This window comes from Streptomyces sp. NPDC090442, from assembly GCF_044769405.1.
In the GTDB taxonomy this organism is placed as follows: Bacteria; Actinomycetota; Actinomycetes; order Streptomycetales; family Streptomycetaceae; genus Streptomyces.
In genome coordinates, this window is the sequence record NZ_JBIVXW010000020.1 from 19950 (window position 1) to 42377 (window position 22428).

Consider the following 22428-nt stretch of genomic DNA (forward strand, 5'->3'; position numbering starts at 1 on the left):
GACTGCGCTTCTTGAAACGACTTTTACACGATCTGTACGGACCGGAGTCTAGGCCCTGCGCCGACCCCGCCCCGCAGCCGCATCGTCACGGGGAGCCGGGGTTGCCCCGGCTTCGCCCGACCTGGGTGGCCGGCAGCGTAGACGGACGACCTGGTTGCCTCCTGCGGCGTCTCACGCTGCGGACGGGGAACGTCCGATGGGCGGGATCGGAGTGCGGCCGGGGCGGGGCGGCGGCCGCCGGTCAGCGCGGGGTGCCGCCGCCGTACGGGGTGCGGGGGTCGGCCGGCCGGGGTGGCGCCTGGGGGTGCGAGGGCATCTGGGGCTGCTGGGATACCGACGGCTGTTGGGCCTGTTGGGCCTGGGGGTAGCCCTGCGGCGCCGGGGGCGGAGCCGGGTGTGGGGCGGCCCCCTGGGTGGGCGGCTGCGCGGGCGCCGGTTGTTGCTGCTGCGATTGGTGTTGTTGCTGTCGCTGTTGGCGGCGGGACGGGTCGCGGGAGACCGCGCGGTCCATGGCCTCGGCCGCGATCCGCGCCGCGGCCTCGCGGGTGCGGGCCCCCAGCAGCTCGGTGCGGATGGCGCCGCCCGCCGCCAGGTGGCGGTCGTACGGCAGCGGCAGCACCGCGGCGCCGCCGGCGCCCAGATGCGCGGCGGCCTTGCGGACGTCGACGCCGCTGTCGGGCGAGGAGTGGGTGAGCACCACGACCGCGGTCGGCAGCAGTCCGGGGTGCAGACCGCCGATCCAGTCCAGTACGGAACGGGTGGCGGCCACGCCCTCCGGGGTCGCCGGGGTGACCAGGACCCGCGCCTGGGTGGTCACCAGCGCGGTGCGCGCGACCTCGGCGGGCAGCGTCTCGCAGTCCACCACCGTGGCGGCGAAGTGGCGGCGCAGCGAGGTCATCACCACGCGATAGGTGTCGATGTCCAGGCGGGTGCCGATGGCGCCCTGGCTGCCGGGCAGCAGCCAGCCGCCGCCGGCGAACGGCAGGAGATAGCCCGTCAGATCCGTGATCAGCATCGACGGGTCGAGGATCTGCGCGAGGTCGGAGCCCGACCAGCGGACCTCGCGGGCGCCGAGCCGGTGCGGGAGCGTGCCCAGCGCCGGGTCGGCCTCGACGGCGAGCACCGGGTCGGGGCGGTAGTGCGCGAAGGTCAGCGCGAGCAGGGCGGCGACGGTGGACTTGCCGGCGCCGCCGCGGATGCTGGACACCGCGATCTGCCGGCCGCTGGAGACCGGCTGCTGGATGGCGGACGCGGCCCGGGTCAGGGCGGCGGACTCGGCGGCCGGCGAGGAGGCGAACACCCGGCGCAGGGCCCGGCCGGCGCGCCGGGGCAGCGGGTCGCCACGCCGCGGTCGGGGTTGCCCGTCGGCCAACTCGGGCGGCAGCAACGGCACGGAGACGGGCGTGCGCGCGGGCATCCCGGCGCGCCCGTAGGAGCCGGGGGCGGGCGCAGCGGGTCCGGGAGGCGGCGTCGGCGCCACCGGGGGCAGTGGGGCGGCGGCCGGGGACGGGGCCACGGGTGGAGCGGACGGGGCCTGCGGGGCCGCCGTCGGAGGCGGGGCGGTCACCGGGAGCGGGGCAGTCGCCGCCGGGGCCGAACCGGCCGGCGCCACGGCCGGGTTGACGGGCACGGGCGCGGGAACCGGAGCGGCCCCGGGAACGGGCGCGGGCATCGGTGGGGACGTGTGCACCGGCGCCGGCGGCGGGTCGAACGGGGACGGTTCGGCCGTGACCGGCACCGGTCGGGTCGGCACCGGGACAGGGGTCGGGCCCGGCGCCGGGGCGGCCGGCGGCATCGGCACCGCGGCGGGCAGCGCGCCCGGCGCCCCACCCGTCACCGCCGCACCGCCCGCACCCTCGCCACCGCCCGAACCGCCCGAAGTGGGGGCACCGTTGCCGTTCGCCACGTCCACTGCCCTTCCCCCCACGCCTTCCGTACTCGCCGCAGTCACCGCCCCCGCCTTCCGAACTCCCCGGGCCGGCCGGAACGTTCCCGCGCCGCCGGGTCTTCACAGGAACTCCCCGTCGCCTCCGCCGCCACCGGGCCTCCCCTCGTCACGCGCCACCCAGCAGCGTCCCGTAGAGCCCGAACGCGCCGAGGCCCACCGGGATCAGCGCCACCGTGCTCACCGACTCCACCACGTCCAGCCAGCGCCGCAGCCGGTTGCGCAGCGGGTCCGGGAGGCGGACGGCGAGCGCCACCAGGGGCAGCGCCGCCAGCAGTCCGAGCGCGACCAGGGCGAGCGCCGGGGCGCCGCCGTCCGTCGCGCAGAGCAGAACGAGCCGTACGCACACGGCCGTTCCGGCGGCGAGCAGGGCGACCACCTGCACGGCCAGGGGGTAGGCGCGGGCCCGGGAGAACAGCACGACGGCGAGCAGCAGGGCGGTGAGCACCGGCCAGGGGCCGGGCGCGCCCGCCACGAGGACGCCGGCCGCGCCGGCGGAGGCGGCCGTGGCCACCGTGGCCGGGGCCAGCCCCTGGTGGGTGGCGGCGAGCGCGGCGGCCACCTGGTGGCGGCTGACCGGGGCGCCGCCCGCGTGCTTCTCGTCCCACCCGGTCAGTCCGGCCGTGCGCAGGGCGAGCCGGGGCAGCGCCCCGAGGGCCAGGACGGCGAGGAAGCCAAGGACGACGCCGGTGCGGACCGGGTCGGTCAGGGCCAGCGCCAGCTCCCAACCGGCCACCGCGAGCACGACCGCGGCCGCGCCGGTGAGGCCGCCGCGCCCCAGCCGGGTGCGGAGGCCGAGCAGCGCCAGGGCGGCCGCGGCGGTGAGTCCGGTGGCCGCGAGCCGGGCGGCGCCGGGCGCGGCCTGCCAGGCGGCGACGAGGCCGAGGGTGCCGCCGGTCAGCAGCAGGGCGGTGCCGACGGGGCGGCGGCCGGGCGCCGCGGTGAGCGCCGCGCCGCCGCCCGCGCACCCGACGGCCGCGGCGCCGAGCCAGAGGGCGGCGTCGGCGCCGTACCAGGTGGTCGCGCAGATCCCGGCGACGGCGGCGAGCAGCGCGCCGGCCAGGGCCGCGGTCCGGTTCCGGCCGCGGTCGTCCCAGCGCCGGCCGGCGGGGGCCGGGGGGCGGGGGGTGGCGGCGGGTCCCGTCGTGGGCCGGCCGTCGTCGCCGCGCCGTCCCGGGCCCGCGGCCGCGCCCGTCGTCGCACTCGTCATGTCCACGCGGCCGTTTCGCACCGCAACACCATACGGGCCCGCGGCCGCACGCTGTCCACAGCGTCCCGCGCCAACCCGGGCCCCGCGCACGGCGGGTGGGGCAAACCCCCCACCCGCCACCCGACGAACCCCATGGCAGTCGGCCGCGGACCCCGGCAAGCTGGGCGCATGACGGAAAGATCCCAGCTCACTGCCGCCGACGACACCGAGTCGGTGGCGCTCCCGCCGCCGCGGGCCCCGCTCAGCGGCTGGACCTGGCGGGAGATCGGCTATCTGCTGGTGAACCTCCCGCTGGACGTCGCCGCGTTCGCGGTGCTCGTGGTGTGGCTGGTGCTGGGGGTGGGGCTCTCGCTCACCGTCGTCGGACTGCCGCTGCTGGCCTCGGGTCTGATGGCCTGTCGGCTCTACGGGAAGCTGGAGCGGACCCGGGCGCGCGCCTGGCTCGGGGTGACGGTGGCCGAGCCGAGCCCGCCGCACGCCCGGGAGCGCGGCTTCTTCGGCTGGCTGTGGGCGCGCCTGACGGACCCGGTGGCCTGGCGGCACGCGCTGTTCGCCGTGGTCCGGCTGCCGTGGGGGATCTTCACCTTCACGGTGACCCTGGTGTCGCTGTTCGTGGCCTGGCCGGTGCTGCCGTGGGTGGCGCGCTGGCTGTCCAACGCGGACCGGGTGATGGTGCGCGGACTGCTGTCCCCGTCCGACGAGTTGGAGCGGCGGATCGCCGAGCTGGAGTCGGACCGGATGGTGGTCACCGACACCGCGGCGGCCGATCTGCGCCGGATCGAGCGGGACCTGCACGACGGCGCGCAGGCCCGGCTGGTGGCGCTCGCCATGGGCCTCGGCCTGGCGAAGGAGAAGCTGCTGGAGGGGCAGGCCGACGAGACCGTGGCGGCGATGGTGGAGGAGGCGCACGGCGAGGTGAAGCTGGCCCTCCAGGAACTGCGCGACCTGGCCCGCGGCATCCACCCGGCGATCCTCACCGACCGCGGACTGGGGCCCGCGCTGGCCTCGTTGGCCGGGCGCTGCACGGTGCCGGTCACCACCTCCGTGGACCTGACCGAGCGGCCCGCCCCGGCGATCGAGGGGATCGTCTACTTCACCGTCTCCGAGCTGCTCCAGAACGTCTCCAAGCACAGCGGGGCGCGGCGCGCTTCGGTGGAGGTGTGGCGGTCCCGGGACCGGCTGCTGGTCCAGGTGCACGACGACGGGCGGGGCGGGGCGCGGCTCGACGGCGGCAGCGGGATGGCCGGGCTGGCGGACCGACTGGGGGCCGTGGACGGGCTGTTCGTGCTGGACTCGCCGGACGGCGGGCCGACCCGGGTGACCGCGGAGGTGCCGTGGCGGCAGCGGCCCGCGGTTGCCGCGGAGCGACCGGGCGCCGGCGGGCGCTGACCCCGGTGCCGGGGTGGGGAAAACCCCCGGCGGAAGACTGCGAGCAGCCTCATGGCCCGGGCGCCGGTGGTGCCCGACGCTGGACGGAGCCGGCAGGGGCCGGCAGCGCCACCCGGAATCGGCGCCGGGCCGGCGCCGGACGCCACGGCAGAAGGACGACGACGAGACATGGACACCGCGTATCTGGCGCACCCCGCCCACCCGCCGCGGACCGACGGTCCCCGGGTGCCGGTGGGCCTGCGCGCCCCCTTCGCCGGGCGCACCTGGCGGGAGTTCCTCCACCTCTGCCTGAGCCTGCCGATCGCCTGCCTGACGTTCGGCTACGCGGTCACCGTGGTCGCGCTGAGCGCCGGGCTGCTGATCACGTTCCTGGGCGTCCCGGTGTTGGCCGGCGGGCTGGCCGGCGGCCGGGGGCTGGGCGCGCTGGAACGGGCCCGGGCGCGGGCGCTGCTGGGGCTGGAGGTGGCCGCGCCGGAGCCGCTGCGCCCCGCGAAGCCGGGGCTGATGGCGTGGGTCGGTGCGGTCCTCAAGAGCGGGGCGTCCTGGCGGCATCTGCTCTATGCGTTCCTGGTCTTCCCGTGGGCGCTGTTCGCGTTCGTCCTGGCGGTGACGTTCTGGACGGTGGGGTGGGCGCTGCTGACCTTCCCGCTGTGGTTCTGGCTCGTCCGCCCGTATGCCGGGCTGCCGGGCGTCCAGTTGTGGGGCGACGGCACCACCGTCCTCTATGTCAGCCCGGCGGTGGCGGCCGCGGTGAGCGGCGGGTTCGGGCTGCTGATGGTGCTGGCCGGGCCGTGGCTGTTCCGCGGGCTGACGCAGGTGGACCGGCTCCTGGTGCGCGGGCTGCTGGGGCCGTCGTCGCTGGCCACCCGGGTCATCGAGCTGGAGTCGGACCGCGGGGTGGTGGTGGACACCGCCGCCGCCGATCTGCGGCGCATCGAGCGGGACCTGCACGACGGCGCGCAGGCCCGGCTGGCGGCGCTGGCACTGGATCTCGGGCTGGCCAAGGAGAAGTTGGCGCAGGACCCGCGCGCGGCGGCGGCGATGGTGGACGAGGCGCACGGTGAGGTGAAGATCGCGCTCCAGGAGCTGCGCGACCTGGCCCGCGGCATCCACCCGGCCATCCTCACCGACCGCGGACTGGGCCCGGCGCTCTCCGCACTGGCCGGGCGCTGCCCGGTGCCGGTCGCGGTCGAGGTGGACCTGGACCGCCGCCCGGCCGCGGCCATCGAGGGCATGGCCTACTTCACCGTCTCCGAACTGCTCCGGAACGTCGCCGAGCACAGCGCCGCGGACCACGCCGCGGTGGACGTCTGGCACACCCCGGACAGGCTGATGCTGCTGGTGTCGGACGACGGCCGGGGCGGCGCGAGCACCGCGGCCGGCGGCGGGCTGGCCGGCCTCGCCGAGCGGCTGGACTCCGTCGACGGCCTGCTGGTGGTGGACTCACCGGCCGGCGGCCCCACCGTCGTCACCGCCGAGCTGCCCTGGCGCGGCTGACGGCGGCGCGTACGGCCCGCGCGGGTGGGACCGGGACGGGGGTCCGGCCCCACCCGCGCGGGTGCCCCGCTCCCCTCCCTCCCCCTCACCCACCCGCCCCGGTCCGGATGCTGGGATGCTGGGGGGCGGCAGGCTGGACCGTAGGGAACGTGGGGGGAATCGTCGTCGTGGAGGACAGGGTGCGGGTGGTCATCGCCGAGGACTCGGTGCTGCTGCGGGAAGGGCTGACGCGGTTGCTGACCGACCGCGGGCACGAGGTCGTGGCGGGCGTGGGCGACGGCGAGGCGCTGGTGCGGACGGTCGCCGAGCTGGCCGGCGCGGGCACCCCACCGGACGTGGTGGTGGCCGACGTGCGGATGCCGCCGACCCACACCGACGAGGGCGTGCGGGCCGCGCTCCGACTGCGCCGGGACCACCCGGAGGTCGGGGTGCTGGTGCTGTCGCAGTACGTCGAGGAGCAGTACGCCACCGAGCTGCTGGCCGGGTCGAGCCGGGGCATCGGCTACCTGCTCAAGGACCGGGTCGCCGAGGTGCGGGAGTTCGTGGACGCGGTGGTCCGGGTGGCCGGCGGCGGCACCGCGCTGGACCCGGAGGTGGTGGCCCAGTTGCTGGGCCGCAGCCGCAAGCAGGACGTGCTGGCGCATCTGACGCCGCGGGAGCGCGAGGTGCTGGGGCTGATGGCCGAGGGCCGGACCAACTCCGCGGTCGCCCGGCAGCTCGTGGTCAGCGACGGCGCGGTCGAGAAGCACGTCAGCAACATCTTCCTCAAGCTGGGCCTGACGCCGAGTGACGGGGATCACCGCCGGGTGCTCGCGGTCCTCACCTATCTCAACTCCTAGCGGGCTGACACTCTGCCAGGTATCGGCAATGTCCCGATCTTCCGGCGGTCGGGGCCCCGGCGTAGAACGATGGTCCTAGCACCAATGGATGAGGGCGCCGGGTGAGGGAGGCAGGGTGACGGGGGCAGTAATTCGATGACACATCACGACAGAACGGTGTCTCATCCCGGCGTCCACCATGCGACCGGTCCAGGGAAGGGCACCCTTACCCACGTACGATGGTTATGGGACAACCGGTCGGTACGACCCGTCCCACGCCCTGCGTCCGGCGGGGTCGCCGTACCCCTTGAGGGAGGTCCGAAGCAGTGACCAGCCAGGTCAGTAGCACAGCCGAACAGGCCGACGGAGCGCTTGTCGGGGAACAGCGCGCGTCCGGCGACGGCGGCGCGGGCAAGGAGGTCCAGCGCCTGGACCGGGTGATCATCCGGTTCGCCGGCGACTCCGGTGACGGCATGCAGCTCACCGGTGACCGTTTCACGTCCGAGACGGCGTCGTTCGGCAACGACCTGTCGACGCTGCCCAACTTCCCCGCCGAGATCCGCGCCCCCGCCGGCACGCTGCCCGGCGTCTCCAGCTTCCAGCTGCACTTCGCCGACCACGACATCCTCACCCCCGGCGACGCGCCGAACGTCCTGGTGGCGATGAACCCGGCCGCGCTGAAGGCCAACCTCGGCGACGTGCCGCGCGGCGCGGAGATCATCGTCAACACCGACGAGTTCACCAAGCGCCCGATGGCGAAGGTCGGCTACGCGACCAACCCTCTGGAGGACGGCACGCTCTCGGCGTACAACGTCCACCCGGTGCCGTTGACGACGCTGACCATCGAGGCGCTCAAGGAGTTCGGGCTCTCCCGCAAGGAGGCCGAGCGCAGCAAGAACATGTTCGCGCTGGGCCTGCTGTCGTGGATGTACCACCGGCCCACCGAGGGCACCGAGAAGTTCCTGCGGGCGAAGTTCGCGAAGAAGCCGGACATCGCGGAGGCGAACGTCACGGCCTTCAGGGCGGGCTGGAACTTCGGCGAGACGACCGAGGACTTCGCCACCTCCTACGAGGTCGCGCCGGCCACCGCGGCCTTCCCGACCGGCACCTACCGCAACATCTCCGGCAATCTGGCGCTCTCCTACGGCCTGGTCGCCGCGTCCCACCAGGCCGACCTGCCGCTGTACCTCGGCTCGTACCCGATCACCCCGGCCTCGGACATCCTGCACGAGCTGTCCAAGCACAAGAACTTCGGCGTGCGGACGTTCCAGGCGGAGGACGAGATCGCGGGCATCGGCGCCGCTTTGGGTGCGGCGTTCGGCGGCTCGCTGGCGGTGACCACCACCTCCGGGCCCGGTGTGGCACTGAAGTCCGAGACCATCGGCCTGGCGGTCAGCCTCGAACTCCCGCTGCTGATCGTCGACATCCAGCGCGGCGGCCCGTCGACGGGCCTGCCCACCAAGACCGAGCAGGCCGACCTGCTGCAGGCGATGTACGGCCGCAACGGCGAGGCGCCGGTGCCGATCGTGGCGCCGAAGACGCCGGCCGACTGCTTCGACGCGGCGCTGGACGCGGCCCGGATCGCGCTCACCTACCGCACCCCGGTCTTCCTGCTCTCCGACGGCTACCTGGCCAACGGCTCGGAGCCCTGGCGGATCCCCGAGGTCGACCAACTCCCCGACCTGCGCGTGCAGTTCGCCAGCGGCCCCAACCACGAGCTGGCGGACGGCACCGAGGTGTTCTGGCCCTACAAGCGCGACCCTCAGAGCCTGGCCCGACCCTGGGCGCTGCCCGGCACGCCCGGCCTGGAGCACCGCATCGGCGGCATCGAGAAGCAGGACGGCACCGGCAACATCTCCTACGACCCGGCCAACCACGACTTCATGGTCCGCACCCGCCAGGCGAAGGTGGACGGCGTCACCGTCCCCGACGTCGAGGTCGACGACCCCGAGGACGAGGCCGGCCGCGGCGCGGACACCCTGGTGGTGGGCTGGGGTTCCACCTACGGGCCGATCACCGCGGCGGTGCGGCGGGTCCGGGGCGCCGGGCAGCGCATCGCCCAGGCGCACCTGCGCCACCTCAACCCCTTCCCGGGGAATCTCGGCGAGGTCCTCGCGCGTTACGACAAGGTGATCGTGCCGGAGATGAACCTCGGCCAGCTCGCCACGCTGCTGCGCGCGAAGTACCTCGTCGACGCACGCATCCACACCCAGGTCAGCGGGATGCCGTTCAAGGCCGAGCAGCTCGCGGAGGTCTTTAAGGAGGCCATCAATGACTGACACGGCCGCGGCGACGCCCGCGCCGATCGAGGCGCTCTCCCTGGTGCCCAAGGCCACGGCGAAGCAGTCCATGAAGGACTTCAAGTCGGACCAGGAAGTGCGCTGGTGCCCCGGCTGCGGCGACTACGCCGTCCTCGCCGCCGTCCAGGGCTTCATGCCGGAGCTCGGCCTGGCGAAGGAGAACATCGTCTTCGTCTCCGGCATCGGCTGCTCCTCCCGCTTCCCGTACTACATGAACACCTACGGGATGCACTCCATCCACGGCCGCGCCCCGGCCATCGCCACGGGACTGGCATCCTCCCGCCGCGATCTGTCGGTGTGGGTGGTCACCGGTGACGGCGACGCCCTCTCCATCGGCGGCAACCACCTCATCCACGCCCTGCGGCGCAACGTCAACCTCAAGATCCTGCTGTTCAACAACCGGATCTACGGGCTGACCAAGGGCCAGTACAGCCCCACCTCCGAGCTCGGCAAGATCACCAAGTCGACGCCGATGGGCTCGCTGGACGCGCCGTTCAACCCGGTCTCGCTGGCGCTGGGTGCCGAGGCGTCCTTCGTGGCCCGCACCGTCGACTCCGACCGCAAGCACCTCACCTCGGTGCTGCGCGCGGCCGCCGCCCACCCGGGCACGGCCCTGGTGGAGATCTACCAGAACTGCAACATCTTCAACGACGGTGCCTTCGAGGCGCTCAAGGACAAGGAGCAGGCGCAGGAGGCGGTGATCCGGCTGGAGCACGGGCAGCCGATCCGGTTCGGCGCCCCCGCGGCCGACGGCCTCGGCGCCAAGGGCGTCGTCCGCGACCCGGCCACCGGCGACCTCAAGGTCATCGACGTCACCGAGGAGGGCGCCGACGCCGTGCTGGTGCACGACGCGCACCACCCCTCCCCCACCACGGCCTTCGCGCTGTCCCGGATCGCCGACCCCGACACCCTCTACCACACCCCGATCGGCGTGCTGCGGGACGTCGAACGGCCGGTCTACGACGCCTTGATGGCCGAGCAGTTGGACACCGCCGTCGAGCAGAAGGGCAAGGGCGACCTGTCCGCCCTGCTGGCCGGCAACGACACCTGGACGGTCGTCGGCTAGCCCCACACCCGGGCCGGATCCGGCCACACCCCCGGCGGGTGCCCGCCGGAGCGCGCAGGCGCGCTCCGGCGGGCACCCGCCGCGGCGTTGAGGGGGGCACGGGGCCCACCCCACCGGCCCGCCCCTGATGTCATGACCGTATTTCGGAACGGGCATGACATCAGGGGCGGGCGGCGCTACCTTGCACAGGATCGACCGCACCCTCTGGAGGCCCCCTTGCCGTCCCGAACCGACCAGCGCACGGGCCTCGCGTACGGCCTCGCCGCCTACACCATGTGGGGCCTGCTGCCGCTCTACTGGCACCTGTTGGACGCCGCCGCGCCGGCCGAGATCCTGGCCCACCGCATGGCGTGGTCGCTCCCGGTGGCCCTGGTCCTCCTGGCGGCGCTGCGCCGCTGGTCCTGGATCCGCCCGCTGCTGCGCCAGCCCAAGAGGCTCGGACTGGTGCTGGTCTGCGCCGTGGTGATCTCGCTGAACTGGTTCCTCTACATCTGGGCGGTCAACACCGGGCACGTCCTGGAGGCCTCGCTCGGCTACTTCATCAACCCGCTGGTGAGCATCGCGTTCGGGGTGCTGGTGCTGCGCGAGCGGCTGCGGCCGCTCCAGTGGGCGGCGGTGGGCGTCGGCACCCTGGCCGTGGTCGTGATGACCGTCGCCTACGGGCGGATGCCCTGGATCGCGCTCGGGCTGGCGCTGTCGTTCGCCACGTACGGGCTGGTGAAGAAGGGCATCAAGCTGGACGGCATCGAGGGCTTCAGCGCCGAGACCGCCCTCCAGGCGCTGCCGGCGCTGGGCTTCCTGATCTACCTGGGCGTGCGCGGGCAGTCCGTGTTCGTCAGCGGCGGGACCGGGCAGGCGCTGCTGCTGGCGGGATGCGGCGTCGCGACCGCGGTGCCGCTGATCTGCTTCGGCGCCTCGGCGGTACGGCTGCCGCTGACCACCCTCGGGATGCTCCAGTACCTGGCGCCGACCTTCCAGTTCCTGCTGGGACTCGCGGTCTTCCACGAGGAGATGCCGGCCGAGCGCTGGGCCGGCTTCGTGCTGGTGTGGGCCGCGCTGGCGATGCTGACCTGGGACGCGCTGCGGACCGCCCGTCGGGGGCGGGCCGCACTGGCCGCCGCGGGGGCGCTGGCGGGCGAGAGGGCGGCGACGGAGGCGCTGGAGACCGAGCGCGCCGCGGCGGAGCCGGCGGCTCCTTCGGCCGCCGCTCCGCCGGCCGGCGCCGGGGAGCCGGGCCGGTAGGCCGCCGGGCGCCGGCCCGTCAGCCCCTCAGGCCGTGATGTCGCGGGTGGTGAACCGCGCCCAGGCCGCCGACCCGAACACCGCGGCGTAGAGCGCCTGGAGGCCGAGGTCCCGCCAGATCCCGTCCCAGTAGACCGGGTCGCGGAGCAGGTCGGCGAAGGACAGCCAGTAGTGCGGGAAGAGGTACGGCTGGATGGCCTGGAGCTGCGGTATGCCGTCCAGGATCTGGGCGGTGAGCACCAGGCCGACCGTCGTGGCCATGGCGGCGACGCCGCTGTCGGTGAGAGTGGAGACGAACAGGCCGAGGGCCGCCACCCCGAGCAGCGAGAGCGCCACGACGCCCGCGACGGCCAGCGCCCGCAGCAGCCCCTCGCCGAAGGATATGGACGTCCCCGACAGCAGCGTCACCTTGCCCAGGGGGAACAGCAGCGCGCCGGTGATCAGCGCGGAGAGCGCCACGACGAGGGTGCCCACCGCGCAGAACGCCATGACCGTGGCGAACTTGGCGAGCAACAGGCGGCCGCGGCCGGCGGGGGCGACGAGGAGGTAGCGCAGCGTCCCGGTGTGCGCCTCGCCGGCGACCGCGTCGCCCGCGATCACCCCGACCGCCATCGGCAGGAACACCGGCAGCGTCACCGCGAGGGCGGTGAAGACCAGGAAGAGGCCGTTGCCGGCGATGCCGGCGAGGAACGCCGGGCCGCGGTCGTCGCCGCCGGAGCCCCCGGTCTGGATCCGCACGGCGATACCGACCAGGACCGGGACGGCGGCCAGCACCGCCAGCAGGACCAGGGTGCGCCAGCGCCGGAACGTCGTGGCGAGCTCGCTGCGCAGCAACTGCGGTGACCAGCGCGCCCGGTGGGCCCGGCGCGCCTCCGACGAGGGCGAGGGGAAGGGCGGGGGTGGCGGGGGCACGATCGCCGTCATCACCCCGGACCGCCGCGCCGGCCGCTCCGCCGTCTCATCCCGCGACATCGAACCCCTCCCCGGTGAGCTGGACGAAGACGTCCTCCAGGGACGCCCGTTCGGTGCCGAAGGCCCGGACCCGGACCCCGGCGCGGACCAGTGCGGCGTTCAGCTCCGCCGGGTCCGGTGGCACGGAGTCGTCCGCCATCGCCGTGCCGTCCGCCGGCGCCGTGCCCTGGGGTGCGGCCGCGGGCAGTTCGCCCGTGACGCGGTCGCCGTCGGCCCGCAGCCCGGTCAGGCCGCGCTCCCCGAGCACCCGGATCGCCTCGGCGGGATCGGGCGTGGCCACCACCAACCGGGCGCGGGCGGCCGGGCCGAGCACGGCGGAGGTGAGGCCGGCGACCGGGCCCTGGGTGACCAGCCGGCCCCGGGCCATCACCGCGGCATGGGTGCAGACCTGCTCGATCTCGTCGAGGAGGTGGGAGGAGAGAAAGACCGTGGTGCCGTCCGCCGCCAACTCCCGTACCAGGGTGCGGATCTCCCGCATGCCCTGCGGGTCCAGGCCGTTGGTCGGCTCGTCCAGCACCAGCAGTTCGCGCGGCTGGAGCAGGGCGGCGGCCAGCCCCAGCCGCTGCTTCATGCCGAGGGAGTAGGTGCGCGCCTTCTTGCCGGCCGCGGCGGCCAGGCCCACCCGCTCCAGCGCCCGGCCGACCCGCTCGCTCCGGGTGCGGGGGTCGGCGGCCGGGTCGGCGGCGTCGAACCGGCGCAGGTTGTCCCGGCCGCTGAGGAAGCCGTAGAGCGCCGGGCCCTCGATGAGCGCGCCGACCCTGGGCAGCACCTGGCGGACCGCGCCGGGCATCGTCCGGCCGAGGACCCGGGCGGTGCCGGCGGTCGGCTCGATCAGCCCCATCAGCATCCGGATGGTGGTGGTCTTGCCGGAGCCGTTGGGGCCGAGGAACCCGAAGACGCTGCCGCGCGGCACGGCGAGGTCCAGGCCGTCCACCGCGGGCCGGCCGCCGCGGTAGGTCTTGGTCAGCCCGCGGGTCTCGATCACCCGGTCCGCGTCCCGCGGCGCCGCGCGCTCCTCGTCCGCGGACGGTGGTGATGACACGGTCTCCCCAACTCCTCGCGCATGACGGCCCCTTGGGGCGACGCCCCTGTGGAGCACCCGACAGGGCGTACGGACCGCTTACCGGCCCGTACGGACCGCGTACGGACCGCGTACGGACCGCGTACGGACCGCGTACGGACCGCGCCGCTCCTCCCGGGCGGGAGACGCGGCGCGGCCCGGCCGCCGCCGGCCCGTTACTTCTTCGCGGCGTCGGCCGCGGCTATCAGGGCCTGCTTGTCGACGGCGCCCACATAGACCGTGCCGTCGTCGGTGAGCAGGGCGTTGACCAGTCGGGTGCTGAAGACGTGGCCGGAGCCGAACGAACCGCTCACCTTGGAGCCCAGGCTGTCCATCAGCTTGCCGGCCTCGCCCTTGGCGAGCTGGTCCTTGCCGCCGGGCCCGCCGGGGGCCTTGAGGGTGGCGATGGACGTCCAGCCCTTGCCGAGCACGTCGAACCCGCCGAAGTCCTGTGAACCCTTGTGGTCCTTGAGGCCGTTGAGGCCGCCGAGGTCCTTGCCGTGCTGGCGGGCGGCCTTGCCCTCGGCCCGGTCGCCGTTCTCCACCTTGGCGCCCTTGGGCGGGGTGAAGGCGAAGGTGTCCGCGGCCGGGCGGGCGAAGTCGACGCGGGTGTAGCCGACGTCGATCGCGGCCGGGCCGCCGCTCTTGGGGGTGAGGGTGAACTTCAGCGGGACGCCGTTGGCCGCGTCCACCGCGACCCGGATCGAACCGACCGTGGAGCCGGCCTGCTTGGGCGTGAGGACGAGCTGGTACGCGTCCCGCCCGGCGACCTTGGCGGTGTCGCCGACCGTCACCGAGGTGGTGTCCCCGGCCGCCTTCAGCGCCTGCTTGGCGAGCTCCTGCGGGGTGGCGTTCTGCACGTCCTTGGGCAGGTCGCGCGGGGTGCCGTGGTGGGCGCCCTTGGGGGCGCTGTGGTGCACGACGGTGTTGCTGCCGCTGTCGTACGCCCAGACGTCGTTGCCGTTGTGGACGAGGGTGTAGTCGGCGGACTGGCCCACGAGCGACACCCGCTGCTTCTCGGGGCCGTCGGCGGCGACCCGCAGGGTGTGCGTCCCGGACGCCAGCTCGGTCAACTTGCTCTGCGGCGAGGCGGAAGCATCCGCTCCGCCGCCCTTCGCGCCGCCGCCGAAGCCGCCGGCACCCGCGCCGCCCGGCAGGGCGGGCAGGCCGAGGTCGGTGGTGACCTGGACCGTGCCGGAGAGCTGCTGGACGTCGGACTTGGCGATCTTCGCTATCAGGTCCTGGGCGGAGATCTTCGGCAGATCCGGGGAACCGGACCCGGCGAACGCCGGGACCAGCCCGATCGTCGCGGCCGTCACCCCCGCCACCGCGACCGGCACGGCGTACCGCACCGCCTTACGGCGCTTCGCGGAGCGCCCCCCGCCCCATTCCCCGGCGACCTCAGTCGGTTCGTTCCCTACCATCTGGCCTACCTCCGTCGTGTGCGGCGGTGTGGTGTCGTGCACGCTCCCCCAGCCGACGCTGGTGGTGCCCCCAGTCCGCCGGACCATGATGGCCCGCTCCGCCGCTTCGTGGTGTCTCCATCCCACCAAAACTCGCGCACGACAGCGTCAACCCGCAGGGCCAACTCCGCGTACTGCTGTGGGATGACACCGGAGCACCGCTCGGCGCCACACGTACGACCGCGGGCGCAGCGCCCCGGCGGGGATGCCGTAGGGGAAGCCCTAGGGGAGATCGGGGAAGGCGGGGAAAGGCGGAACGTCCGGGCCCGGCCCGGACGTTCCGGTGTCGGCGGCTCAGCCCGCCCGGTGCACCACCGTGTCGCACAGCCCCTCCAGGGCCGTCTTCGCCAGGCACTCCGGCAGCGGCGCCAGCGACGCGCGGGCCTCCTCGGCGTAGCGCACGGTGTCCCGGCGGGCCTGCTCCAGCGCCGGGTGGGCGCGCAGCCCGGCCAGCGCCTCGGCGTGCCGGGCGTCGTCGGTGAGGTCGCCGGCCAACAGCTCGCACAGCGCCCGGTCCTCGGCGGTGCCGGCGTCGGACTCGGCGAGCGCCCGCAGCCGCAGCACCGGCAGCGTCGCGATGCCCTCACGCAGGTCGGTGCCGGGCGTCTTGCCGGACTCGTGCGAGTCGCTGGCGATGTCCAGCACGTCGTCGGCGAGCTGGAAGGCCGTGCCCAGCCGCTCGCCGTACTGGGTGAGGATGTTGACGATCGTCTCGTCGGCGCCGGACATCATCGCGCCGAAGCGGCAGGCGACGGCGACCAGCGAGCCGGTCTTGCCGGCGAGGACGTCCAGGTAGTGCTCGATCGGGTCGCGGCCGTCGCGCGGACCGGCGGTCTCCAGGATCTGGCCGGTCACCAGGCGCTCGAACGCCTCGGCCTGGATCCGGACCGCGTCGGGGCCGAGGTCGGCGAGGATGTGCGAGGCGCGGGCGAAGAGGAAGTCGCCGGTGAGCACCGCGACGGAGTTGCCCCAGCGGGCGTTGGCGCTGGCGACGCCGCGGCGCACCTCGGCCTCGTCCATCACGTCGTCGTGGTAGAGCGTCGCCAGGTGCGTCAGCTCCACGACGACGGCCGAGGGGACCACGCCGGGGCTGAAGGGGTCGCCGAACTGGGCGGCCAGCATCACCAGCAGCGGACGGAACCGCTTGCCGCCGGCGCGCACCAGATGCTGCGCGGCCTCGGTGATGAACGGCACATCGCTCTTGGTGGCCTCCAGCAGGCCCTCCTCGACAGCCGCCAACCCGGCCTGGACATCGGCTTCGAGAGCCTTGTCCCGCACGCTCAGCCCAATGGGCCCGACGACGGTCACGAGGGGTACTCCTGTCTGCTGACGATCAAACGGAATGTCGATCTGTCGCTGTCTTCACCATTGGCCAGCGTATCCGGTCACGGTTGGATCACCGCGAGCGCCCGCCCCCCGAACCACTCGGCCAGCACAGAAGCCGTCCCGCCGGTCTGTTCTTGATCGATTTCCGGCCCGGCCTTCCGCGGGGACGGTGGGACGACAGGGGCTGCAGATGCCCCAAGAGCCCCTGGCGTCACCGTGGTGACCGGCGGAACGGACACCCGACAGACGCCCGGCCGACCCTTCGCCGGGCCCACGCCGTTCACTCTCTTCGGTAGCGGACGGCGGGCGGGCGCCCCCGTCCCGCTCCGCGGGGACATGGAGGAGCCGTGGGAGAGTCGTGAACGTCGCAACCGCCCCGCGCACCCCCGCGGACCGGGACGCCCCCCAGGACCGGTGCGCCCACCGGGCCGACACCCCCACCGGCCCGAACGGCGAAGCACGGCACGGCACTTCCCCCGCCATTCCGGAACTTCCCCACCTTTCCCGGCGATTGCCCGCGGGCTCCCGACGCCCCTGAGCGCCTCCGGCGATCCGCGGCAATTCCCGGCAACTCGCAGCAATCAACGGCAATTAATGGCATCTGCGGCCCGACGCATCGCGGACGCCCGCCCCGCCCGCCGTTTCCCGGTCACCGACCGCCCGTTCCCCGCCGAGGGCCGCCCCGTTGATCGCCACCGGTCGTACCCTGATCGACGGACCCACCGGCACCCCGGAGCGCCCACCCGCCGCGCACACCGCGGTTCGGGCGGGGCGCCCCACCGGCCGCCCACCGGCGACGACGAACGCGAGGAGCAGTCCCCATGCCCGAGCAGAACCCGTTCGACCTGGCGGAAGGCGACCCCTTCGGCCCGCACACCCTTCCCTACGGCGTCTTCAGCACCGCCGACGCCCCCGGCCTGCGCCGGCTCGGCGTCCGCTACGGCCGCCACGTCCTCGACCTGGCGGCCCTCCCGGACGCCGTGCCGGGCCTGGTGCCCGCGCCGCACGCCGCACCGCTCGGCGCCGCCACCCTCAACCCCCTGCTGGCCGCGGGCCGCCCCGCCTGGCAGGAGGTCCGCGCCGCCGTCCGCACCGCCCTGACCGACCCCGCGCACCGCACCGCGGTGGCCCCGCTGCTGCGCCCGTTGGACGGCGTCACCCTGCACCTGCCCTTCGAGGTCGCCGACTACGTCGACTTCTACTCCAGCGAGCACCACGCCACCAACGTCGGCCGGATCTTCCGCCCCGACGGCGCCGCCCTGCCGCCCAACTGGAAGCACCTGCCGATCGGTTACCACGGCCGGGCCGGCACCGTCGTGGTGACCGGCACCCCGGTGGTGCGGCCGCACGGCCAGCGCAAGAGCCCGCAGGACCCGGCGCCGGTCTTCGGCCCGTCCACCCGCCTGGACATCGAGGCCGAGGTCGGCTTCGTCGTCGGCACGCCCTCCGCGCTGCACGCGCCGGTGGGCCTGGCCGGCTTCCGGGACCACGTCTTCGGCGTCTGCCTGGTCAACGACTGGTCCGCCCGCGACATCCAGGCTTGGGAGTACCAGCCGCTCGGCCCGTTCCTCGGCAAGTCCTTCGCGACCTCGGTCTCCGCCTGGATCACGCCGCTGGACGCCTTCGACGCGGCCCGGACGGCACCGCCGACCCGGGACGTGGCACCGCTGCCGTACCTGGACGACGCCGACGCCGAGCCGGGCGGCCTCGACCTGCGCATCGAGGTGCGGCTCAACGGCGAGGTGGTCTCCCGCCCGCCGTTCGCGTCGATGTACTGGACGGCCGCCCAGCAGTTGGCCCACATGACGGTCAACGGGGCGTCGCTGCGCACCGGCGACCTCTACGCCTCCGGCACCGTCTCCGGACCCGAGCCCGACCAGCTCGGCTGCCTGCTGGAGCTCACCAAGGGCAACGGCCCCTACCTCCAGGACGACGACGAGGTCACCCTCACCGCCTGGGCGCCCGGCCCGGACGGGGGCCGGATCGGGCTCGGCGAGGTCACCGGCCGGGTGCTGCCGGCCGCCCAGCTCCCGGCGTGACCCGCCGCCCGGCCGCCTCCGCCCGCCCCGGCGGAGCCGGAGGCGGCCGGGCGGAGCGCACGGCGGGCCGTCGAGCGCGCCATACGGGAGGAAAGGGGCGTGACGGCCAACGGGCCGCGCCACGCGCCCCGTTCCGCTGCTAGCCTCACGTCTCCCTGTCCCACGACGACGGAGGAGACGTACGTGCGCAAGGCAGCGCAGTTCGCCGGGGTGGCCGCCATCGCCGCGCTCCTGCTCAGCGGTTGCGGAAGCAGCGGCGACAGCGGCAAGGACGCGAGCACCCCCAGCAAGACGCCGGAGTCCACCCCCTCGGCCCCGACCGGCGGCGACGGCAAGGCCGCGCAGCCGGGCGCCGTCGAGGGCGCCTGGAAGAGCGGCTCCTCCGCCAGCCCGCTGGTCCTGGTGGTCGCCAAGGGCACCGCCGCGTTCAGCCAGGGGCACCAGTCCGCCTGCATGGGCAAGGTGGAGACGATGGGCGGCGCGACCATGGCCGTCCTCAAGTGCACCGACGGCTCCACCAGCCACACCATGGGCGTCCTCGAACCGGGCGCGGACGGCAAGACCCTGACCGTGAAGTGGAAGGGCGGCCCGACCGAGCACTACACCAAGGCCGACGACGGCAGCGTGAAGGTGCCGGACATGCCCAAGCTGCCGGACATGCCCAGGAGTTGACCGCGCGGCCGGCCGACCGGCACGCGTACGGCCGCCGCCCGGCGTCCCCTCGGGACACCGGGCGGCGGCCGTGCGTGGTGCGTCGGCGGGTCAGCGGATGAAGAGCCCCGCGTGGCCGGCCAGATCGAGGAAGTACTGCGGGGCCACGCCCAGCACCAGCGTGGCCGCGACGCCGACCGCGATGGCGCCGGACGTCAGGACGCTGGGCACCGCGACCGTGGGGCCGTCGGCCTTCGGCTCGTTGAAGAACATCAGCACGATCACCCGGATGTAGAAGAACGCCGCGATCGCCGAGGAGATCACACCGATCACCACCAGCCAGCCCGCGCCGCTCTCCGCCGCCGCCTTGAACACCGCGAACTTCCCGGCGAACCCGGACGTCAGCGGGATGCCCGCGAAGGCCAGCAGGAAGACCGCGAAGACCGCGGCCACCAGGGGCGAACGCCGCCCGAGCCCGGCCCACTTGGACAGGTGGGTGGCCTCGCCGCCGGCGTCCCGCACCAGCGTCACCACGGCGAACGCGCCGAGCGTGACGAAGGAGTAGGCCGCCAGGTAGAAGAGCACCGAGGAGATGCCGTCCTGGCTGGCGGCGATGACACCGGCCAGGATGAACCCGGCGTGCGCGATGGAGGAGTAGGCCAGCAGCCGCTTGATGTCGGTCTGGGTGATGGCCAGGATCGCGCCGCCCAGCATCGTCAGGATCGCCACGCCCCACATCACCGGCCGCCAGTCCCAGCGCATCCCCGGCAGCACGACGTAGAGCAGCCGCAGCAGCGCACCGAACGCGGCGACCTTGGTGGCGGCCGCCATGAAGCCCGTCACCGGCGTCGGGGCGCCCTGGTAGACGTCCGGCGTCCACATGTGGAAGGGCACCGCGCCGACCTTGAACAACAGGCCCATCAGCACCAGCGCCCCGCCGATCAGCAGCAGCGCGTCATTGCCCATCGTGCCGGCCAGCGCCGGATCGACCTGCCGGGCGCCGCCCGAGACCACCTCGGCGATCCCGGCGTAGCTGACGGTGCCGGCGTAGCCGTAGAGCAGGGCGACGCCGAACAGCAGGAACGCCGAGGAGAAGGCGCCGAGCAGGAAGTACTTCACCGCGGACTCCTGCGAGAGCAGCCGCTGGCGTCGGGCCAGTGCGCACAGGATGTAGAGCGGGAGGGAGAAGACCTCCAGGGCGATGAAGAGGGTCAGCAGGTCGTTGGCGGCCGGGAAGACCAGCATGCCGCCGACCGCGAAGAGCAGCACCGGGAAGACCTCGGTGGTGGTGAACCCGGCCTTGACCGCGGCCCGTTCGGCCTCGCCGCCGGGGACGGCCGCGGCCTGCGCGGCGAAGGAGTCCACCGGCTTTCCGTCCGCCGTCGGGTCCAACCGGCGCTCGGCGAAGGTGAAGACCGCGATCAGCGACACCAGCAGGATGGTGCCCTGGAGGAACAGCGCCGGGCCGTCCACCGCGATCGCGCCCATCGCCGCCAGATGCGCCTTGGACGAGCCGAAGCCGCCCGCCGCCAGGCCGATCACCGCGGCGAACGCGGCGGCCAGCGCCACCACGGACAGCAGTACCTGGGCGTGGTAGCGGCTGCGGCGCGGCCAGAACGCCTCGACCACGATGCCGAGCACCGCGGCGCCGAGGACGATGAGCGTCGGCGACAGTTGGACGTACTCGATCTTCGGGGCCGGGATTCTGCCCGGCGTCCCGGCCGCCGCCGTCCACAGGCTGTGGACACGTGCCACGGAACTCACTTCGCGGCCTCCACGTCTTGGGTCTGCGCGGGCTGGCCGTGCCGGCCCGCCCCCGGCACGGCGTCCACCTGCACGGTGGGCTTGGGATCCTTCTTGTCCACAACGGACAGGGTGTGCTGGACCGCCGGGTTGACGATGTCGGTGAGCGGCTTGGGGTACACCCCGAGGAAGAGCAGCAGCGCGATCAGCGGCGCGACCACCACCAGCTCGCGCGCCCTGAGGTCGGGCATCTTGTCGACCTCCGCCCCGACCGGGCCGGTCATCGTCCGCTGGTAGAGGACGAGGACGTAGAGCGCGGCCAGCACGATGCCGACGGTGGCGATGATCCCGATCACCGGATAGCGGCTGAACGTGCCGACCAGGACCAGGAATTCGCTGACGAAGGGCGCCAGGCCGGGCAGCGACAGGGTGGCCAGACCGCCGACCAGGAAGGTGCCGGCCAGGACCGGGGCGACCTTCTGCACGCCGCCGAAGTCCGCGATCAGACGGGACCCGCGGCGGCTGATCAGGAAGCCGGCCACCAGCATCAACGCGGCGGTGGAGATGCCGTGGTTGACCATGTAGAGCGTCGCGCCGCCCTGGCCCTGGGACGTCATCGCGAAGATGCCCAGGATGATGAAGCCGAAGTGGGAGATCGAGGCGTAGGCGATCAGCCGCTTGATGTCCCGCTGGCCGACCGCGACCAGCGCACCGTAGACGATGCTGATCAGCGCCAGCACCAGGATCACCGGGGTGGCCCAGCTGCTGGCCTCCGGGAAGAGCTGGAGGCAGAAGCGCAGCATCGCGAAGGTGCCGACCTTGTCGACGACCGCGGTGATCAGCACCGCGACCGGGGACGTGGCCTCGCCCATGGCGTTGGGCAGCCAGGTGTGCAACGGCCACAGCGGCGCCTTCACCGCGAAGGCGAAGAAGAAGCCGAGGAAGAGCAGCCGCTCGGTGCCGGTGTCGATGTTCAGCGCGCCGGACGCCCGGGCCTGCACGATCTGGGTGAGCGAGAAGGTGCCGGTGCCCAACTGGTGGGCGGTGACGGCGTACAGCCCGATCACCGCGGCCAGCATGATCAGGCCGCCGACGAGGTTGTAGAGCAGGAACTTCACCGCGGCGTACGACCGTTGGGCGGCGGCCTGCTGCTCGCCGCGCCCGCCGGCGCGGTCCCCGAAGCCGCCGATGAGGAAGTACATCGGGATCAGCATGGCTTCGAAGAAGAGGTAGAAGAGGAAGACGTCGGTGGCCTCGAAGGAGAGCACCACCATCGCCTCAACCGCCAGGATCAGCGCGAAGAAGCCCTGGGTGGGCCGCCAGCTGTAACGGCGGTTGCCCGCGGCGGAGCCGCCGTCGGGCGCGGCCTCGCCCTCCAAGGGGTCGGCGTCGTGCCAGCCGGCCAGCATCACGAACGGGATCAGCAGCGCGGTCAGGGCGATCAGGGCGACCGCGATGCCGTCCACGCCGAGGTCGTAGCGGACCCCGAAGTCCCGGATCCAGGCGTGGGACTCGGTGAGCTGGAACGGGCCCTTGGCACCGGGGTCGAAGCGCACCGCGATCACCAGCGCCAGCGCCAGCGTGGCCAGCGAGAACAGCAGCGCCAGCCACTTGGCGACGGTGCGCTTGGCGGCGGGCACCGCGGCGGTGGCGATCGCACCGATCGCCGGCACCACGGCGGTCGCCGTCAGCAGGGGAAACGACATG

16 protein-coding genes are annotated in these 22428 nt (G+C 74.0%); 8 read left to right on the plus strand and 8 right to left on the minus strand.

All coding sequences use genetic code 11. The features are described from left to right. Positions 1 to 241: 241 nt before the first annotated feature. Positions 242 to 1516, minus strand: coding sequence for a hypothetical protein (locus tag ACIQU6_RS16350; RefSeq protein WP_403482292.1), 1275 nt, complete (start codon positions 1514 to 1516; stop codon positions 242 to 244). Positions 1517 to 2054: 538 nt separating this feature from the next. Continuing rightward, positions 2055 to 3176 carry a secretion protein snm4 gene (locus tag ACIQU6_RS16355; protein ID WP_403482293.1) on the minus strand — a complete coding sequence of 374 codons (1122 nt, stop codon included), beginning with the start codon at positions 3174 to 3176 and terminating at the stop codon, positions 2055 to 2057. Between the two features lie 147 nt (positions 3177 to 3323). On the opposite strand from ACIQU6_RS16355, the gene ACIQU6_RS16360 reads away from it, so the two are divergent. The 6 genes from ACIQU6_RS16360 to rarD all read left to right on the plus strand — a co-directional run bounded on the left by ACIQU6_RS16360 (position 3324) and on the right by rarD (position 11467). Then, positions 3324 to 4544, plus strand: coding sequence for a sensor histidine kinase (locus tag ACIQU6_RS16360; protein ID WP_403482294.1), 1221 nt, complete (start codon positions 3324 to 3326; stop codon positions 4542 to 4544). Positions 4545 to 4712: 168 nt separating this feature from the next. Continuing rightward, positions 4713 to 6041, plus strand: coding sequence for a sensor histidine kinase (locus tag ACIQU6_RS16365; protein WP_403482295.1), 1329 nt, complete (start codon positions 4713 to 4715; stop codon positions 6039 to 6041). Positions 6042 to 6220: 179 nt separating this feature from the next. Continuing rightward, positions 6221 to 6880: a response regulator gene (locus tag ACIQU6_RS16370; protein WP_403482376.1), complete on the plus strand. Its 660-nt coding sequence runs from the start codon at positions 6221 to 6223 to the stop codon at positions 6878 to 6880. A gap of 305 nt (positions 6881 to 7185) precedes the next feature. Continuing rightward, positions 7186 to 9138 (plus strand): 2-oxoacid:acceptor oxidoreductase subunit alpha, encoded by a 1953-nt coding sequence (locus ACIQU6_RS16375; RefSeq protein ID WP_403482296.1) that lies wholly within the window; start codon positions 7186 to 7188, stop codon positions 9136 to 9138. After that, entirely contained in the window at positions 9131 to 10225 is a 1095-nt protein-coding gene (locus tag ACIQU6_RS16380; RefSeq protein ID WP_403482297.1) for a 2-oxoacid:ferredoxin oxidoreductase subunit beta, read from the plus strand. The genes ACIQU6_RS16375 and ACIQU6_RS16380 overlap by 8 nt, the downstream gene beginning before the upstream one ends. A 216-nt stretch (positions 10226 to 10441) precedes the next feature. Continuing rightward, positions 10442 to 11467 (plus strand): EamA family transporter RarD, encoded by a 1026-nt coding sequence (gene rarD, locus ACIQU6_RS16385; RefSeq protein WP_403482298.1) that lies wholly within the window; start codon positions 10442 to 10444, stop codon positions 11465 to 11467. A gap of 27 nt (positions 11468 to 11494) precedes the next feature. On the opposite strand, the gene ACIQU6_RS16390 is transcribed toward rarD, so the two are convergent. The 4 genes from ACIQU6_RS16390 to ACIQU6_RS16405 all read right to left on the minus strand — a co-directional run bounded on the left by ACIQU6_RS16390 (position 11495) and on the right by ACIQU6_RS16405 (position 16270). Then, the gene (locus ACIQU6_RS16390) at positions 11495 to 12391 is read right to left on the minus strand and encodes an ABC transporter permease (RefSeq protein ID WP_403482377.1); all 897 of its coding nucleotides are present in this window, start codon (positions 12389 to 12391) and stop codon (positions 11495 to 11497) included. A 34-nt stretch (positions 12392 to 12425) separates the two neighbouring features. Next, positions 12426 to 13481 (minus strand): ABC transporter ATP-binding protein, encoded by a 1056-nt coding sequence (locus tag ACIQU6_RS16395; RefSeq protein ID WP_403482299.1) that lies wholly within the window; start codon positions 13479 to 13481, stop codon positions 12426 to 12428. A 194-nt stretch (positions 13482 to 13675) separates the two neighbouring features. After that, complete coding sequence (locus ACIQU6_RS16400) at positions 13676 to 14923, minus strand: outer membrane lipoprotein carrier protein LolA (RefSeq protein ID WP_403482300.1); 1248 nt, start codon at positions 14921 to 14923, stop codon at positions 13676 to 13678. 333 nt (positions 14924 to 15256) lie between these two features. After that, complete coding sequence (locus ACIQU6_RS16405) at positions 15257 to 16270, minus strand: polyprenyl synthetase family protein (RefSeq protein ID WP_403482301.1); 1014 nt, start codon at positions 16268 to 16270, stop codon at positions 15257 to 15259. An 839-nt stretch (positions 16271 to 17109) separates the two neighbouring features. Here ACIQU6_RS16405 and fahA point away from each other — a divergent pair. Both fahA and ACIQU6_RS16415 read left to right on the plus strand, forming a co-directional pair. After that, the gene (gene fahA, locus ACIQU6_RS16410; RefSeq protein ID WP_403482302.1) at positions 17110 to 18327 is read left to right on the plus strand and encodes a fumarylacetoacetase; all 1218 of its coding nucleotides are present in this window, start codon (positions 17110 to 17112) and stop codon (positions 18325 to 18327) included. A 183-nt stretch (positions 18328 to 18510) separates the two neighbouring features. Further along, complete coding sequence (locus ACIQU6_RS16415) at positions 18511 to 18999, plus strand: hypothetical protein (protein WP_403482303.1); 489 nt, start codon at positions 18511 to 18513, stop codon at positions 18997 to 18999. Between the two features lie 90 nt (positions 19000 to 19089). Here the strand turns inward: ACIQU6_RS16415 and nuoN are convergent, their stop codons facing one another. After that, positions 19090 to 20742 carry an NADH-quinone oxidoreductase subunit NuoN gene (nuoN, locus tag ACIQU6_RS16420; protein WP_403482304.1) on the minus strand — a complete coding sequence of 551 codons (1653 nt, stop codon included), beginning with the start codon at positions 20740 to 20742 and terminating at the stop codon, positions 19090 to 19092. After that, positions 20739 to 22427, minus strand: coding sequence for an NADH-quinone oxidoreductase subunit M (locus ACIQU6_RS16425; protein WP_403482305.1), 1689 nt, complete (start codon positions 22425 to 22427; stop codon positions 20739 to 20741). Before ACIQU6_RS16425 ends, nuoN begins: the two co-directional genes overlap by 4 nt. Position 22428: the final 1 nt, after the last annotated feature.

Excerpts from the sequence above, each read along its gene's own strand:
- ACIQU6_RS16360 (WP_403482294.1), top strand. The coding sequence starts at position 3,324 with ATGACGGAAAGATCCCAGCTCACTGCCGCCGACGACACCGAGTCGGTG.
- ACIQU6_RS16365 (WP_403482295.1), top strand. The coding sequence starts at position 4,713 with ATGGACACCGCGTATCTGGCGCACCCCGCCCACCCGCCGCGGACCGAC.
- ACIQU6_RS16380 (WP_403482297.1), top strand. The coding sequence starts at position 9,131 with ATGACTGACACGGCCGCGGCGACGCCCGCGCCGATCGAGGCGCTCTCC.
- ACIQU6_RS16390 (WP_403482377.1), bottom strand. The coding sequence starts at position 12,391 with ATGACGGCGATCGTGCCCCCGCCACCCCCGCCCTTCCCCTCGCCCTCG.
- ACIQU6_RS16400 (WP_403482300.1), bottom strand. The coding sequence starts at position 14,923 with ATGGTAGGGAACGAACCGACTGAGGTCGCCGGGGAATGGGGCGGGGGG.
- fahA (WP_403482302.1), top strand. The coding sequence starts at position 17,110 with ATGCCCGAGCAGAACCCGTTCGACCTGGCGGAAGGCGACCCCTTCGGC.
- ACIQU6_RS16425 (WP_403482305.1), bottom strand. The coding sequence starts at position 22,427 with ATGTCGTTTCCCCTGCTGACGGCGACCGCCGTGGTGCCGGCGATCGGT.